10 protein-coding genes and 2 tRNA genes are annotated in these 17,176 nt (G+C 34.6%); all 12 read left to right on the top strand.

Going from position 1 to position 17,176, the window contains the following annotated elements; all coding sequences use genetic code 11:
* Positions 1 to 207: 207 nt before the first annotated feature.
* The 12 genes from IW20_RS11025 to IW20_RS10970 all read left to right on the top strand — a co-directional run bounded on the left by IW20_RS11025 (position 208) and on the right by IW20_RS10970 (position 17,176).
* Entirely contained in the window at positions 208 to 627 is a 420-nt protein-coding gene (locus tag IW20_RS11025; protein WP_035621945.1) for a DUF417 family protein, read from the top strand.
* A gap of 166 nt (positions 628 to 793) precedes the next feature.
* Positions 794 to 5,335, top strand: a complete 4,542-nt coding sequence (gene dnaE, locus IW20_RS11020; RefSeq protein ID WP_035621943.1) for a DNA polymerase III subunit alpha — start codon at positions 794 to 796, stop codon at positions 5,333 to 5,335.
* 179 nt (positions 5,336 to 5,514) lie between these two features.
* Positions 5,515 to 6,438, top strand: coding sequence for an outer membrane beta-barrel protein (locus IW20_RS11015; RefSeq protein WP_035621941.1), 924 nt, complete (start codon positions 5,515 to 5,517; stop codon positions 6,436 to 6,438).
* A 404-nt stretch (positions 6,439 to 6,842) separates the two neighbouring features.
* On the top strand, positions 6,843 to 7,160 hold the full coding sequence (trxA, locus tag IW20_RS11010) for a thioredoxin (protein ID WP_035621938.1): 318 nt from the start codon (positions 6,843 to 6,845) through the stop codon (positions 7,158 to 7,160).
* 88 nt (positions 7,161 to 7,248) lie between these two features.
* On the top strand, positions 7,249 to 9,816 hold the full coding sequence (locus IW20_RS11005) for a M1 family metallopeptidase (protein ID WP_035621935.1): 2,568 nt from the start codon (positions 7,249 to 7,251) through the stop codon (positions 9,814 to 9,816).
* Between the two features lie 8 nt (positions 9,817 to 9,824).
* On the top strand, positions 9,825 to 10,751 hold the full coding sequence (locus IW20_RS11000; protein WP_035621933.1) for a DUF58 domain-containing protein: 927 nt from the start codon (positions 9,825 to 9,827) through the stop codon (positions 10,749 to 10,751).
* Positions 10,752 to 10,837: 86 nt separating this feature from the next.
* Positions 10,838 to 10,911 (top strand) — tRNA-Asp (locus IW20_RS10995).
* Positions 10,912 to 11,864: 953 nt separating this feature from the next.
* A tRNA-Asp gene (locus tag IW20_RS10990) sits at positions 11,865 to 11,938 on the top strand.
* A gap of 122 nt (positions 11,939 to 12,060) precedes the next feature.
* Positions 12,061 to 12,888: a helix-turn-helix domain-containing protein gene (locus IW20_RS10985; protein WP_035622226.1), complete on the top strand. Its 828-nt coding sequence runs from the start codon at positions 12,061 to 12,063 to the stop codon at positions 12,886 to 12,888.
* 315 nt (positions 12,889 to 13,203) lie between these two features.
* Positions 13,204 to 14,505 carry a TolC family protein gene (locus IW20_RS10980; protein ID WP_240478478.1) on the top strand — a complete coding sequence of 434 codons (1,302 nt, stop codon included), beginning with the start codon at positions 13,204 to 13,206 and terminating at the stop codon, positions 14,503 to 14,505.
* Between the two features lie 24 nt (positions 14,506 to 14,529).
* Positions 14,530 to 15,582: an HlyD family secretion protein gene (locus IW20_RS10975; RefSeq protein WP_035621928.1), complete on the top strand. Its 1,053-nt coding sequence runs from the start codon at positions 14,530 to 14,532 to the stop codon at positions 15,580 to 15,582.
* 4 nt (positions 15,583 to 15,586) lie between these two features.
* Positions 15,587 to 17,176 (top strand): MFS transporter, encoded by a 1,590-nt coding sequence (locus tag IW20_RS10970; protein ID WP_035621927.1) that lies wholly within the window; start codon positions 15,587 to 15,589, stop codon positions 17,174 to 17,176.

Below are 17,176 nucleotides of genomic sequence, written 5' to 3'. Positions count from 1 at the left end.
CTGAATGCTTTTTTAGTATTTTAAAATCAAATTTCAGGATAAATTTTATTGTCTTTTTTTAATGGAATAATACGACATCCAAGAAATGTATTTTTTGTTTTTCTAGCATGAAGTTAAAATTAAATTGATTGTTTATGACGGGTAGCCGACAATTACTTTTTGAAAGGATTAGTAATATTGAAAACTCTAATTTTAAAATAAAATGTCATGAATTTAAATCAATTTGCTTACACATTAGGTGTTTTAGGAACTGTAATTATTTTAATCTGGGTTGGTCTTTTTAAATTCACTGCTGTCGAAGCTGGAGCGATAAAAGGTTTAGTCGAAAATCACTTTGCGATGAGTTGGATGTATAAAGTAATGTCAGTGCAACAAGTTTCTAATTTTATCGGAATTTTTGAAGTTCTAACCGGAATAGGATTGTTTGTTTCTTTGTTTGTTAAGAGAGTTGCTCTTTATGCTGGGTTTGCTTCTGCTATTATATTTGTAACAACGCTGAGCTTTTTAATTACAACACCAGGTGTTTTTAAAAGTGTGGAAGGGTTTTTTGTAGCAGATTTCTTTATTTTAAAAGACATTCCATATTTGGCAATTTCGTTGATGGTTTGTCTTAAAGGCAAGGAATAAAATATGTTCTATTCTTAACAAAATTCACTAGCTAGTTTGTTTAAAAAAAGACTAAATTTGAACTTCCTCTATTTTATAGTTCACCTTTTTGTATATCGCATTAAATCAGTAGATTATGCGCTGTGAGATTTAGATTTTGGAATTTTAATTTTGTCTTTTTAAGCTTATGTATTTAATATTCGATACCGAAACTACTGGATTACCAAAACGATGGGATGCTCCAATAACCGATTCTGATAACTGGCCTCGCTGTATTCAAATCGCGTGGCAGTTGCATGATGATATGGGGAAACTTATAGAGCATCAAGATTATTTGGTAAAGCCTGATGGATTCAATATTCCGTATGACGCCGAGCGTATTCACGGAATTTCGACAGAGTTGGCAGAAGCCGATGGAATCTCATTACAGGAAGTTTTAGAGAAATTTAATATAGCATTAAGCAAGACCAAATTTATTGTAGGTCAGAATCTAGGTTTCGACGTTAACATTATGGGAGCTGAATTCCATAGAATGGGTGTTGAATCTCCTATGAGTACAATGCCAGTTTTGGATACTTGTACAGAAGTTACGGCTTCGTTATTAAAACTTCCGGGAGGTCGTGGTGGAAGGTTTAAATTACCAACCTTAACAGAATTACACGAATACCTTTTTAATAAACCTTTCGCGGAAGCGCACAACGCAACTGCCGACGTTGAGGCAACGACACGTTGTTTCTTGGAATTGATACGAAGAGAAGTTTTTACCAAAGAAGAACTTGATGTTCCGAAGGATTACTTTAAAGAATTCCAAAATAGAAATCCACAGGAATTTCCGCTAATTGGTTTAAAACATATCAATCTTAAAAAAGCTTCTGATAAAGTCAGAGAGCAATTAAAAGCTTTAGAGTCTGATGATAAACAAACTACAGTTTCTGAGTCTGATTTAGAAGGATTTAAAACGGCAAAATATGCGCATTTACACAATCATACGCAGTTTTCGGTTTTACAATCGACTATAGGTATTGGGAATATTGTTTCGGCTACAGCCAAAAACGGAATGCCAGCTGTTGCAATGACCGATACAGGAAACATGATGGGAGCTTTCCATTTTGTGAGCGCGGTTATGAATCATAACAAAGCTGCTTCTGGAAAAAATAAAGCTTTGGTTGAAGCTGGTGAAGAGCCAACAGAAACTGAGATAAAACCAATCGTAGGTTGTGAATTTAATGTTTGCGACAACCACTTAGATAAAAGTAAGAAAGACAACGGAAATCAGATTGTACTATTAGCCAAAAACAAAAATGGTTATCATAATCTGGCAAAAATGTCGTCGATTGCTTTTACACAAGGATTTTATTATGTTCCTAGGATTGACAGAGCAGTTGTAGAAAAATACAAAGAAGACATCATGGTGTTGTCTGGGAATTTATACGGAGAAATTCCGAGTAAAATCCTAAACGTTGGTGAAAACCAAGCCGAAGAAGCTTTGATTTGGTGGAAAGAGCAATTTGGAGATGACTTTTATCTCGAGATTATGCGTCATAATCAGGAAGATGAAAATCGTGTTAATAAAACCCTGATAGAATTTGCCAGAAAGCACGATGTTAAATTAATTGCGACAAATAACACTTATTATTTAAATAAAGAAGATGCCAATGCGCACGATATTTTACTATGTGTAAAAGATGGTGAAAAGCAAGCTACGCCAATTGGGCGTGGTCGCGGATATCGTTACGGATTACCAAATCAGGAATACTATTACAAGTCGGGAGAGGATATGAAAAAACTCTTTGCCGATTTACCTGATTCGATTATTAATATTCAGGAAATTGTAGATAAAGTTGAGATTTATTCACTTTATCGAGATGTATTACTTCCTAAATTTGATATTCCACAAGAATTTGTGGTTGAAGAGGATGAAGCTGATGGTGGAGTTCGTGGTGAAAATAAATACTTGCGTCACCTTACTATGGTTGGTGCAAAAAGAAGATATGGAGAAATCACAGAATCTATTCAGGAACGTTTAGACTTTGAGTTATTAACGATTTCGAATTCTGGATATCCAGGTTACTTCTTGATTGTTCAGGATTTTATTGCCGAAGCTAGAAATATGGACGTTTCGGTAGGACCAGGTCGTGGATCGGCTGCGGGATCTGCCGTAGCGTATTGTTTAGGAATTACCAATATTGACCCGATTAAGTACGATTTGCTTTTTGAGCGTTTCCTTAATCCCGATCGTGTATCCATGCCCGATATTGATATCGATTTTGATGACGAGGGTCGTGGTCGTGTAATGGATTATGTAATTAATAAATACGGACAGAATCAGGTTGCCCAAATTATTACGTATGGTAAAATGGCAACCAAATCGGCGATTCGTGATACGGCTCGTGTACTTGATTTGCCATTGTTTGAGGCCGATAGAATTGCAAAACTGATTCCGGGAATGATGCCGTCTAAATGGAATTTGGCGCGGTTTATTTCTGAGAGTGAAGAGGAGGTTAAAAAAGCGCTTCGTTCTGATGAATTTGATAATGTAAAAGAATTAATCTCTATTGCCAATGAGGATGATTTGGCTGGAGAAACCATTCAACAAGCAAAAATCCTTGAAGGATCGATGCGAAATACCGGAATTCACGCCTGTGGGGTAATCATTACGCCATCGGATATTACGAATTTCGTTCCCGTAACCACGGCAAAAGATTCTGATTTATATGTAACACAGTTTGATAACTCGGTTGCAGAGAGCGCAGGATTGCTGAAGATGGACTTCTTGGGTCTGAAGACCCTTACTTTGATAAAAGATACTGTTAAACTGGTAAAATATAGAAACGGAATTGATTTGGATCCGGATACTTTTCCGATCGATGATGTTGAAACGTATGCGCTTTTCCAGAGAGGAGAAACCGTTGGAATCTTCCAATACGAGTCACCCGGAATGCAGAAATACATGAAGGATCTTAAGCCTACGGTTTTTGGAGATTTAATTGCGATGAATGCCTTGTATCGTCCGGGACCTTTGGAGTATATTCCGTCTTTCGTAAGAAGGAAAAATGGAGAAGAAGAAATCAAATACGATTTAGATGCCTGTGAGGAATATTTGGGAGAGACTTACGGAATTACGGTTTATCAAGAGCAGGTAATGCTTTTGTCGCAATCGCTGGCTGACTTTACAAAAGGTGAGGCCGACGTTTTGCGTAAGGCGATGGGTAAGAAACAAAAAGACGTACTAGATAAAATGAAGCCTAAGTTCGTAGAACAAGCGGCGAAAAAAGGTCATGATGCAAAAGTTCTAGAGAAAATCTGGAAAGACTGGGAAGCATTTGCGAGTTATGCCTTTAATAAATCGCACTCGACTTGTTATGCCTGGATCGCTTATCAAACTGCTTATTTAAAAGCGCATTATCCAGCGGAATATATGGCTGCGGTACTTTCTAATAACATGAACGATATTAAGCAGGTTTCCTTTTTTATGGAAGAATGTAAACGAATGGGATTACAGGTTTTAGGGCCAGATGTAAACGAGTCGTTTTATAAGTTTACTGTAAATGATGAATATGCGGTACGTTTTGGGATGGGAGCTATTAAGGGAGTTGGTTCTGGTGCTGTGGCAACTATTGTAGAGAGTAGAAAAGACGGAAGATATAAATCGATTTTTGATTTGGCTAAGCGAATAGATTTGCGTGCAGCCAATAAAAAAGCAATCGAAAACTTAGCGCTTGCGGGTGGTTTTGATTCGTTTGAAGGAACTACAAGAGCGCAATATTTTCATGATGATGGCGATGGAATTACTTTTTATGAAAAAGCAATTCGTTATGGGTCTAAGTTTCAGGAAAATGAAAACTCATCGCAAGTGAGTTTGTTTGGAGAAACAAGTGAAGTGCAAATTGCTGAACCTGTTGTGCCTCCGTGCGAAGACTGGAGCACGATGGAAAAACTGGCAAAAGAGAAAGAGGTTGTTGGGATTTATATCTCAGGCCATCCTCTTGACGATTTTAGATTTGAGATGAAATACTTTTGTAATTCGAGATTGGAATCTCTGAAAAGTATGAATGAATTTGTGGGTAAAAATCTAAATTTTGCTGGGATTATAAATAACGTGCAACATCGTGTGGCAAAGAATGGAAAAGGTTGGGCGATATTTAATTTAGAAGGTTATGACGAAAGTTATGAGTTTAAAATATTTGGAGAAGAATACTTAAAATTCCGTCATTTCCTGATTCAGAATAATTTTGCTTTCCTAAAAGTATTGATTAAAGATGGTTGGGTAAATCATGATACAGGTAAAAAATCTGATCCGAGAATGCAGTTTGTTGAGATTAGGCAATTGCAGGATATCCTGGAGGCTTTCGCTAAAAAACTGATTTTATTATTAAATATAAAAGACTTACAGACAGAGTTTATTCATAGATTGAGTAATTTGTTTAACGAGAATAAAGGTGATAATCAGGTGACTTTTGAAATCATGGAATTAGAAAAAGTAAAACGCTTGGTTCAGGTCGAAACAGATAATGAGTTTGAGGAAGCTGACGAAGCTGTTTTTGTCGATGAAAATGATGAAAGCGATGGTGATGATGTCGCTGCAACTAAAACTCCAGAAGTTACTGAGGTAGAAGAAATAAGTGTAGTTACTAAACTAACTATGCCAAGTAGAAGGTTAAAAATTAAGATTTCGACTGAGTTATTGCAAGAATTAGAGAAAATGCAGATAAATTTTAAGCTGAATTAAATTTTAACAGTTAAATTTTTGAAGAATGTGTTTTTTTAACGTTAAAATTATGCGTGCATACTATTTTTTTAGTATTATTGCTTTTAATTACAACGATTGCGCTCAGAATGTCTCAAAGCATTAAGAGAACATTATGTTAAATTATTTTATGTTTGTATAAATTATTTAAGAAAAAAATTATGAAAAAGAACCTTTTTTTATTAGGATTAATGGTTTGTTCTATGACTATGGTAGCTCAAACCGAAACACAAAAGCCAGAAAGCTGGTATTTTAAATTAGGCGGGTCATATTTCTTGCAAACTGCCGCAACAGAGTTTCCTACTGTAGGAGGAAATCTTCCTTTGGATAGAACTTTTGTTGGAGGGAAATTAGTTTCTGAAGAAAGTGTTACGGGTTCTTTTGGTGAAGGTTTTAGAACTGGTGTAACTGCTGGTTATAGATTTAATGCTCGTTTAGGGGTTGAGTTAGGAGTTAATTATTACACTAGTAATGATAAAACAATGGCTCAAACTAGATCAGATGTGCCTATTACGCCAGCTGGAGTTTATAGTTTTAAATCTGTAGGTCAAATTACTGCTTTTGATTTAGCGCCTGCATTAGTATTATTTTTAGGAGAGCACAAAGGTTTTGAGCCGTATACTAAAGTTGGGGTTTTAGTTCCTATTCATGGGGATTTAGAAATCACTACTGATGCATACGCACCGATTGCTTTTGCTCCATCTGGGGCTCCAATTGCTTTTGGAGACGTTCGTAGTGTTGATAAAGTAAAACCAAATCCTACTATTGGGTTTGTTGCAGCTTTAGGAACATCATATAAATTAGGAAAAAATATTTCAGTTTTTGCTGAATTAGAATACCGTAACTTTACTGTACACGGAAAAACTAAAGAAACTACTGAATTTACAGTTAATGGAAAAGATGCTTTAGCAACTAGATCAACTTCTCAAATACATACAAATTACAGAGATAGATTAGATGTTAATTCTAATAATGCTTTAACAAATCCAAATGGTGTTGATAAAACACAAGCAATGGATGAATTAAGTTCTTACGTTGGTATTTCTGGTTTAGGTCTTACTTTAGGTCTTAAATATAGCCTATAATTATAAAGTTACTTTAATAGTTTTTAGAAAAGAGGATATTCGGAAGAATATCCTCTTTTTTGTTTTTGTGTTGTATTGTCTCTCGTTATTTTGAATGGGTTGAAAAGGGTGTTTTAAATTAAAAATGATATTATAAAACGTGAAGTTCTAGCCCTGATAGAAGCAGTATCCTTTTATGGCTTTCTTTAAGCTGTAAAAGATATAGCGAATAGCAGGATTAAGCTCCTGAAAAATGTTAAATAATGATAGAAGTATAGAGATTTGTAATGCGTTTATAATGAAAACTAATTTGTAAATTGAGGTGAATTGATTTTAAATTTCTAAATTTGTACTCGAGTTTGAAACTCATTAAAAATTGTCCCCCAAAGAGAAGTCTGAGGGTTAAACTTTAAACAAAAAAGAAAATGGCATTAGCAATAACAGACGCTACTTTTGATGAAGTAGTTTTGAAATCAGATAAACCAGTTATGGTTGACTTTTGGGCAGCATGGTGCGGGCCTTGTAGAATGGTTGGACCAATCATCGACGAGTTAAGCAATGAATATGCTGGAAAAGTAGTAGTAGGAAAAGTAGACGTAGATGCAAACCAAGAATTTGCTGCAAAATACGGTGTACGTAATATTCCAACTGTTTTGGTTTTTCATAACGGTGAGGTAGTAGGTAAACAAGTAGGAGTTGCTCCGAAACAAACTTACGCAGATAGTTTAGACGCATTGTTGTAATCGATACCGATTATAATTTATATAGAAAAGGTTTGGCGAAAGTCAAACCTTTTTTTATTTTTAACGAATATCAATACCTATTCCCGAAATGAAAATTATTTACTGCTTTCTTAGTTTCTTTATTTTAACTACTATTTCTTGGTCTCAATCTGTAAAAAAGAACAAATTTATATTAGAAAAAGGTGTTTCGGAGGAATTGGCAATTTTTAGAAAACAACAACTCTCGGAAGTGAATTATGGTTTATCGTTTGTAATTCCGGATAAGAAAGATCAGGAAATTGCTGCGAATCTTGTAGTGGGGTTCAAGTTGTCTGATTTAAGCCGTCCTGTGTATTTAGACTTTAACGAAAAATCGCAGAATTTAAAATCGGTTCTTGTAAATGGTAAAAATGTTGCCATTGTGCATGATAAAGAACATGTTGTTATTTCTGAAAAGAACTTAGTAATAGGAAATAATAAAGTTGAAATCTCTTTTATAGCTGGAGATTTATCCTTGAACAGAAATGATGATTTTCTTTATACGCTATTAGTTCCTGATAGGGCTAGTACGTTGTTTCCTTGTTTTGATCAGCCAGATATTAAAGCAACTTATGAGCTTACTCTTACTGTGCCAAAAGTTTGGGCTGTTCTTGCAGGTGCTCCTGTAAAAGAGAAAATGGACAAGGGTGAAACGGTTACTTATAAGTTTGGAAAATCAGACAAAATGAGTACGTATTTATTCTCGTTTGTGGCTGGAGAGTTTAAAAATGTCACCGAAAATCCTAGTGGAAATAGGTCGATGACGATGTTGTATAGAGAAAATAATCCTGATAAAATAAAAGCAAGTACAGATACTATTTTTGGTTTACACCAACAATCGTTAGATTTTTTAGAGAAGTATACACAATATAAGTTTCCTTTTCAGAAGTTGGATTTTGCTTCGATTCCGGTATTTCAATACGGCGGGATGGAGCATGTGGGAGCTATTCAGTATAAGGAATCTTCTTTGTTCTTGGATAATAGTGCTACGGATAGCGAAAAGCTTGATAGAGCTAAACTTATCGCTCACGAAACGGCTCATATGTGGTTTGGTGATTTGGTGACTATGAAATGGTTTGATGATGTGTGGATGAAGGAGGTTTTTGCAAATTTTATGGCAGATAAAATCATGAATCCAATTTTCCCGAAGATAAATCATGGTTTGCAGTTTTTAACGGCTCATTATCCTAGTGCGTATGCCGAGGATAGATCTGCGGGAACGCATGCGATTAAACAAAAATTGAGTAATCTTAAAAATGCAGGTTCGCTTTATGGAAGTATTATTTATAATAAAGCGCCTATTATGATGCGTCAATTAGAGGCTTCGATGGGAGAGGAAGCTTTTAAGAAAGGTATTCAGAAATATATTGAGAAATATGCTAATGATAATGCTAATTGGGAGAATTTGGTCGAAATTCTTGATGCTGAATCTCCGCTGGATATTAAGAAATGGAGCGATGTTTGGGTAAATAAATCAGGAAGACCAATACTTTCGGATCGAATTGTATATGATTCTGAAAAGCGTATAAAAAGTTTTGAGGTTATACAACAAGCAGAGGATAAGTCTAATAACCTGTGGCCGCAAATTTTTGATATAGGATTGGTATATCCTGATGGGGTTAAGGTAATTAAGGTTACTGTAAAAGATAAAATAACCAAAGTAGATGATGTTTTAGGTTTGGCTAAGCCAATGACGATTATATATAATTATAACGGGTTGGGTTATGGAGTTTTTCCTGTAGATGTAGATAATCTGGATTATATATCGAGTATAAAAGATGAGGTAGCGAGAGCATATAGCTATATTAATCTTTATGAAAATATGCTAAATGGTACAGTTGCTCCTGTAAAGACTTTTGATACTTGTCTTGAAGGGATTAAAGTGGAGCAAAACGAATTGGTGATTAAAATTTTATCGAGTCAATTAAATACTATTTTCTGGAAATTTCTTGGAGATAAACAACAAATGATTGATCAGCAAAAGCTTGAAGAGGTTGTTTATAGTCGTTTACAAATGGATTTGCCAAAGAATATTAAAAAGACATTGTTTGGGTTGTTTAGCTCTATTGCTTATTCTGATTCGGGTAAGGAAAAATTATACCGAATATGGAGTAAAGAAGATGTTATTGCTAATTTAAAATTAAATGAAGATGATTATACTAGTATAGCTATGAATTTGGCTATATTTAAACATCAAAATGCGGATGAGATTTTAAGTAAAACAAGAGCGGGGATTAGTAATCCGGATAAGCAAAAGCGATTTGATTTCTTGCTTCCGTCATTATCAAAAGATGATGCGGTTAGGGGAGAGTTTATGATGTCATTAAAAGACGAGAAAAACAGAGAGAAAGAATCTTGGGTTTCGGTTGCTTTGGCAAATGTACATCATCCGTTGCGTCAGGAGAGCGCACAGAAATATATTAGATTTTCATTGGATTTAGTAACTGAGATTCAGCGAACAGGAGATATTTTCTTTCCGAAAGACTGGTTGAATAATACTATTGGGAAATATTCGTCGAAATATGCTTTTGATGAAGTGCAGCGATTTTTAAAAGAAAATCCTAATTTTAGTCCAATATTAAAGAGAAAATTGTTGCAGTCGACTGATGGTTTATATCGAGCGCAAAAAATAAAATAAGAAATCGAATGAAGATTGAATCGCAAATAGAGAAAATTTCTAGTTTTCAGCATCTTGAGATGTTGGCTAATCAGGTTGTAGAAGGTTTTATTTCGGGAATGCATAAAAGTCCGTTTCATGGTTTCTCGGCAGAATTTGCTGAGCATAAAGTGTATAATGTTGGCGAAAGCACCAAACATATCGATTGGAAGCTTTTTGCTAAAACGGATAGGTTATATGCAAAACGATTTGAAGAAGAAACAAATTTGCGTTGTCATTTAATTATAGATAACTCGGCATCGATGCATTATCCTGATTTAAAAGCAAATCAATCTTTTTATGAAAATAAGATAGGATTCTCAGTTTTGGCTTCGGCTGTTTTAATGAATATACTAAAGAAACAACGTGATGCAGTAGGCTTGAGTGTGTTTTCGGATAGATATGAGTATTATGCGCCCGAAAAAGGGAGTGACCGCCATCATAGAATGTTGCTTAATAAGCTGGAAGAACTTCTGGAAAAACCTAAGACGAGTAAAAAAACAGATACGATTACGTATTTACATCAAATTGCGGAGAAAATCCACAGGCGTTCGATGATTATCCTATTTACAGATATGTTTCAGTCTGAAAATGAAGAATTATTGTTTAATGCCTTGCAACATCTTAAACATAATAAGCATAAAGTAGTTTTATTTCATGTAATTGATAAGGAAACGGAAGTGAAATTTGACTTTGATAATGCGCCACGAAAATTTATTGACCTGGAAACAGGTGAAGAAGTTGCTGTTTTTGCCGATAATGTAAAAATAGAATACGAAAAAGAGGTAGAAAGTTATTTTAAGAGGTTGGCTTTAACGTGTGCTCAGAATCGAATTAAGTACGTTCCGGTCGCAGTGGGTGAAAATTTCGAAAAAATATTGACGACTTACTTGGTTGAAAAACAAAACTTTGGATAATAAGTCGAAAAATAAATTAAATTTTTTTACAAAAAGGCTTGCAGAAACGAAATTCTATACTATCTTTGCAACCGCAATAACGCAGAGGTTTGGTAGTTCAGTTGGTTAGAATACATGCCTGTCACGCATGGGGTCGCGGGTTCGAGTCCCGTCCAGACCGCAATATTGGGAAAAGCCTTTCTTTATAGAAAGGCTTTTTTGCCCAAATACGGTATCTAAGATTAGTTGTGTTGTTTGGTCGGCCTTGTAAGCTGACCGGGTTTAGTAGTTAGACCAATGAAAAGCTTTCCACTTTTGTGGATGGCTTTTTTGATTTAAGCCCATTTTGGTTTTGGGATTTAACTGCAATTAACATTAAGATTACGCGGAGTCCGCAATTTTTTTGAAGTCTATTTAATCCTTTAAGTCTATGGCGATAGTTTAACCACGAAGAACGCTAAGATTTACGCAAAGTCTGCAAAGCTTGATTTATTAAGTTTTGTGGATTTTTTGGTTTTAATGGATATTGGAAAAAGTTTAACCGCAGAGAGCGCCAAGATTTACGCAAAGCCCGCAAAGTTTTGAAATCCTTTTAATTCTTATAATCTGTGGCGGAAAATTAACCGCAAAGTGCGCTAAGGTTTACGCAAAGTCTGCAAAGTTTTGAAATCTATTTAATCTTTATAATCTGTGGCGGAAAATTAACCGCAAAGGGCGCTAAGGTTTACGCAAAGTCTGCAAAGTTTTGAAGTCTTTTTTAATCCTTATAATCTGTGGCGGAAAATTAACCGCAGAGGATACCAAGATTTACGCAAAGCCCGCAAAGTTTTAATTAAGCTTTGCGGACTTTGCGTTTTTTTCTCTTTGCTTCCTTTGCGTTTAATTTTTATAGAAACCTCAGATTTCAATTTTTGATCCGATAAGTTTATTCTAATTATAGGTATAAAAGAGTTTAATTGTTCTTGGATTGCTCATTCTGGTTAGAATTGTTTGGAGTTGTAGCTTTTTTTGTTTTTCTATTTTAATAGAAATCAATGCATTAAAAAAATAACGTTTTTTTTTGCTTAAAAAACACGAAAAAAGCTTGTAGAATCACAACTTCTGTTGTACTTTTGCCCCACAATAAAGCGAGTTGGTTTGGTAGTTCAGTTGGTTAGAATACATGCCTGTCACGCATGGGGTCGCGGGTTCGAGTCCCGTCCAGACCGCAATATTAGAAGAAGCCTTTCTTAACGGAAAGGCTTTTTTATTTTATAGTAATTCCACTCCGCTTAATTATCTTCCTTATATTTATATATCGCAAAAAGTCTGTCGATATACTCGTACTACAATGGAACATTCAATTCATAAAGAACATAAGTACTATATTAAAACAGTAGATACTGATAAAAAAAGTATTTATTGTTATCATGATTTGATGGGAGAATTATATGTTCCGACGCATAAACATAATAAAGCACAATTTCTTTATACGGAAGGCGACGTTGTATTTGTAACAACTGAAACCAAAACGTATTTTTTACCAGCAAGACATTTTATATGGATTCCAAGTGGAATTGAACACAGCATTCATCCGAAGTCTGAAAACGTGATGATGCGAAATCTATATTTTCCTGTAGAGAAAGATGAGGATGTTTTTTATCAAAAAGAAGGTATTTATCCAGTTAATAATTTACTGCTCCAGATGATGCTTTTTACGAATCAATGGAACGGTGATCTTAAAAAAGGAAGTCCTAATTTTGTAATTGCCAAAGCTATCAAAGCAATATTACCTCAAATTTGTTTAACCAATTTACCTCTGGAATTACCTTTGCCAAAAGATGCCCGCTTGAGTAAAATCTTGCGTTATGTCGAAAATAATTTAGGAGAAACGATTCTGTTTGGAGAAGTTGCTCATCAATTTGGGTATAGCGAGAAATCCTTGTATCGTTTGTTTCAGAAAGATTTAGGAATGTCGTTTATTCAGTATTACACTATCAGAAGAATTTTAAAAGCTATTGAATTACTACTTGATAGAAAATTATCTGTAAAAGAAGTGGCGCAAGAGGTTGGTTATGCAAGTGTACCAACATTTAGTAATACGTTTTTTAAGATATTGGGGCAGCGACCTTCTGATTATCTTAATGGAGAAAACATTCTAAAAAAAGGGAAGTTGTAAAAGGTAATTCTTGGAATTAGTGGTTAATTTCTTTTGAAAATCATTTTCATCCTTTAAATCTGTGGCAAGAAAATTAACCGCAAAGTAAGCAAAGATTAACGCAAAGAGCGCAAAGAATTGGAGGTTATTAGCGGCTTTTTTTGCGAAATCTGCATGAAAAACTCAATTGTTAAAATTTGTCCGAAATGAATACGTTATTGACTTTTTAGAATTATCAGGCAATTATAAAATGAAAGAACTTTGCAGTGAATAAATCACATAACTTTCATGTTCCTTAATAAAGCGTTTTCGATAATACGTTATTTACCTAAAAAGTTGGCCTTAATTCTAATTTTACAAGGGATAACTACACTACAAGCTCAGCAAATAAATCCGATTTCATTACAAGAAGCGATAAAAATTGCAAAAGAAAACAACAAAAACATTCTTAAATCTCGTATCGAGGTCGACATTTCTAAAGAAAACGTCAAAGAAACCAAAGAACTTCGTTTGCCTGAGATAGATCTTAGCGGAGGTTACTCTCGTGTTACAAACTTAACAGAGTTTAAAGGCGGATTTCTAAAAGATAAAGATGTAACACATACAATTCCTGAAATGTATAATATAGGAACGGCTATAAAAGTGCCACTATATGCAGGAAATAAAATAAACAATGCTATCGCAATTGCTAACCAGGAGAGTAAGATTGCTCAGGTAAAAAGCGAAAAAGCTGAAAATGACATCCAGTTAGAAGTAATCGCTACTTATTTGGGGATTCAGAAAATGATGGAACTTCAAAAAATCATTGATGAAAATATCAAAGAGGAGCAAAGCCGACTTAAAGAAGTTCAATCCTTAAAAACGCACGGAACAATTACTAAAAATGAGGTTTTAAGAGCTGAGCTTCAGCTTTCTGATCGTGAGTTAAACGCTTTAACGAATTCTAAAAACATCAAAATTGCACTGCACGAATTAAAAACAATTCTACAATTACCCGAAGAGCAAGAAATAGCGATTGATACAACGGCAAGTTTTAGTGAAGATATTAAGATGGATGACTATAATTTCTATTTAAATAATACGCTTCAAAACGAAGAAATGCGAATTGCAAATCAGGAAATAGAAATCAAGAAGACGGAATTGAAATTAGCAAAGGGAAATTATTATCCAACCATAAATTTCTTTGGAGATTATAATTTAAAATATCCCAATTATATGTTCTTTCCGCCAAATCCTTATTTGTATAGTTTAGGACAAGTAGGTATCGAAGCAACATTTAGTTTGTCGGGATTGTATAAAAACAAAACCAAAGTACATATCGCAAATTCAAAGGTAGAATTGCAGAAAACCCAATCGGAAATTGTAAAGAATAAAGTTCAGGATGAATTATTTAGAAATCATACTCAATATGAAGAAATCACCGAGAAGATTAAAGTTGTCGATAAAGCATTAAAATTAGCAACCGAGAATTATCGCATTGTTAAGTTAAAATACCTGAACCAATTGGTTCTGATAACCGAAATGGTCGATGCTGATAATGCGTTGCTACAAGCAAAATATAATAAAATCGCAACGAGAATTGATGCCGAGATGAAACATTATGAATTGCTTCATACAGCAGGATTATTAAATAATTGAATTTTAAAAAGAGAATAAAATTTTATGGTAAAGATAAAAAATGAAACAAGAGCTAATAAGTCGTTTCATACATTGATAACTGTTATTGCGTGTTTGCTTGTTTTAAGCGGAATCGTTTTGGGAATTTGGTTTTATGTTTTTAATAAAAATCACGAAGAAACTAATGATGCTCAGGTTGAGCAATATGTTACGCCTATTATGTCCAGGATTACTGGTTACGTTCAGGAAGTTCGTTATGAGGAAAATCAGTTTGTACATAAAGGAGATACTTTACTAGTTATAGATAATCGCGAGTATAAATCAAGACTAGATGTAGCTTTGGCTGATGTAGAAAGTGCTAAAAGAAATAGTGTTGTTGTCGAGAAAAATGTGGCAACAACCGCAAGCGCAACCACAATTGGAAAATCGCAATTGGCTGCAGCCAAAACCAATCTTTGGAAAACACAATTAGAATACCAACGTTACAAAGCTTTGGTAAAAGAAGAAGCTGCAACCGAACAACAACTAGAGAAAGTAAAGGCAGATTACGAATCGGCCCAGGCACATTATCAGGAAATGAGTAATAGAATTGATTCTTCAACTTTAAATACATCTCAAGCTGCGGCAAATGTTCCGACAGCGCAAACAGTAATTCAGTCCAAACAAGCATTGGCAGATAATGCTGCTTTGTTTCTTTCGTACACAGTAATTACTGCGCCTTATGACGGATGGGTTGCCAAGAAAACAATTCAGCCAGGACAAATGATAAAAGAAGGACAAACTTTATTGTCGATGGTAAGTAAAGAAAAATGGATTACAGCAAACTTTAAAGAAACTCAAGTTCAGTTTTTAACCATTGGTCAGGAAGTCGAAATACATGCAGACGCACTTAATGATAAAGAATTTATAGGGATAGTTGCTTCGTTATCTCCAGCCAGTGGTGCGCGATTTTCATTATTGCCACCAGATAATGCCACAGGAAACTTTATCAAGATAGAACAAAGAATTCCAGTGAGAATAAAATTAAAAGACACAAGTGAACAAGCTGATTTTCTTCGTGCCGGAATGAATATAACTGTTGTAGCCGAACACAAATAACATAATGTTAGATAATACAAGCGTTTTTAAATCATGGGTTCCTAATTGGGCAATCATTGTAATCTTGTTTTTTTGCATGTTGCATTCCATGATTTTGTTGGGAGTTTACTCTTCAAATGTTACTTATGCAGCAAGTTTTCTAGATATAGAACCAGAGGATTTGCAATTTTCGATGTGCGTTACATACGGAACATTGCTTGCTACGATATTAATAGAAAGTCGATTTTCTAAATTTTTCCCCACCAGAAAATACCTGATTGCAGTATTCTGTCTAATCGCTATTACTATAATGTTATCGGCTTATGTAAAGAACTTTTCGTTGTTTATAATGATAAGAATGGCCGAAGGTTTCCTTATGGCTTTACCAGGTGTTCCGTTAAGGCAATTATTAATAACTAGATTTAAGTCTAAAAATGCAATTATAATTGGGTTTACCTTTAATTATGGAGCACTGTTGTTATCATCGCCTTTTATAATGAATATTGCCGTTTGGCTTTTAGAGAATTACGACTGGAAATACATGGCGTATGGTTCTGCATTATTCCAGATTATTTGCGTTTTATTAATAATGATAACGTTTAATGATAGTCGTCTTCACCGAAAAATTCCTTTGTATCAAATAGACTGGACAAGCTTTGTTTTATTGCTAATAGCCATATTGTGCGGAGCGTATTTCTTTGTTTATGCCGAGAAAAAATATTGGTTTGAATCCTTCGAAATCCGATTTGCATTAATTGCATCATTAATATCGACGGGCTTATTTATCTTCAGACAATTGCATGTAAAGCGACCTTGTTTTGATCTGAATGTTTTTAGATATGCTAATCTACGAATAGGTTTCTTGTTGTTTTTTCTTTTTTATATCGGTAGAGCAACACTTAATATTTGCCATAGTACTATGTTTAGCGTCTGGAACTGGGAGCCATCACGTGTGGCACATGTTCAGTTTCTTAACGTAATCGGTAACGTAATCGGGATGGTTCTTGCCGCAGTATTTCTTGCAAAAACAGTAGCATCAAGATATATCTTTATGTTAGGATTTTTTATTCTAGCTGTATTTCACCTGTGGTTTACGTTCCTTTTTGTGCCAGATCTTTCATTATCGGCAATGGCAATACCTTATATTTTGCAAGGAGTTGCAGTAGGAGTTTTATTTGTGCCGCTGGTTTTGTTTACAATGTCGTCGGTTCCTACAGGTTTAGCACCATATTCTGGAGCAATTGGGGTTTCTGGTCGTTTTTGGGGAAGCACAATTGGGTTTTGTATTATGCAAAATGCAGAGAAGTTTTTTCAGAAATCACACTTTACAAAACTGACTCAATTTATTGCACCCGAAAATCCTGAAACACAAAGCCGAATTGCACAAACAGCACAAAGCTTCGTGAGTAAAGGATTTAGTCCAGACGAAGCTAATCTTCTGGCGATGAAACAAATTTTAGGATCAGTAACCAAGCAATCTATTCTACTGTCGAATATGGAGATTTTTACTGCTGTAGGTTACGGATTATTGATTGTTGTAGTTCTGTTAGGAATTAATCAGCATTTAAAACAAACGTTTGATGTGTTTAAAAATCGAGTTTGGAATAGTTTTTAA

Origin of the sequence: Flavobacterium hydatis, assembly GCF_000737695.1 — a bacterium.
GTDB classification, from domain to species: domain Bacteria; phylum Bacteroidota; class Bacteroidia; order Flavobacteriales; family Flavobacteriaceae; genus Flavobacterium; species Flavobacterium hydatis.
This window is presented reverse-complemented; position numbering and strand designations above follow the sequence as displayed.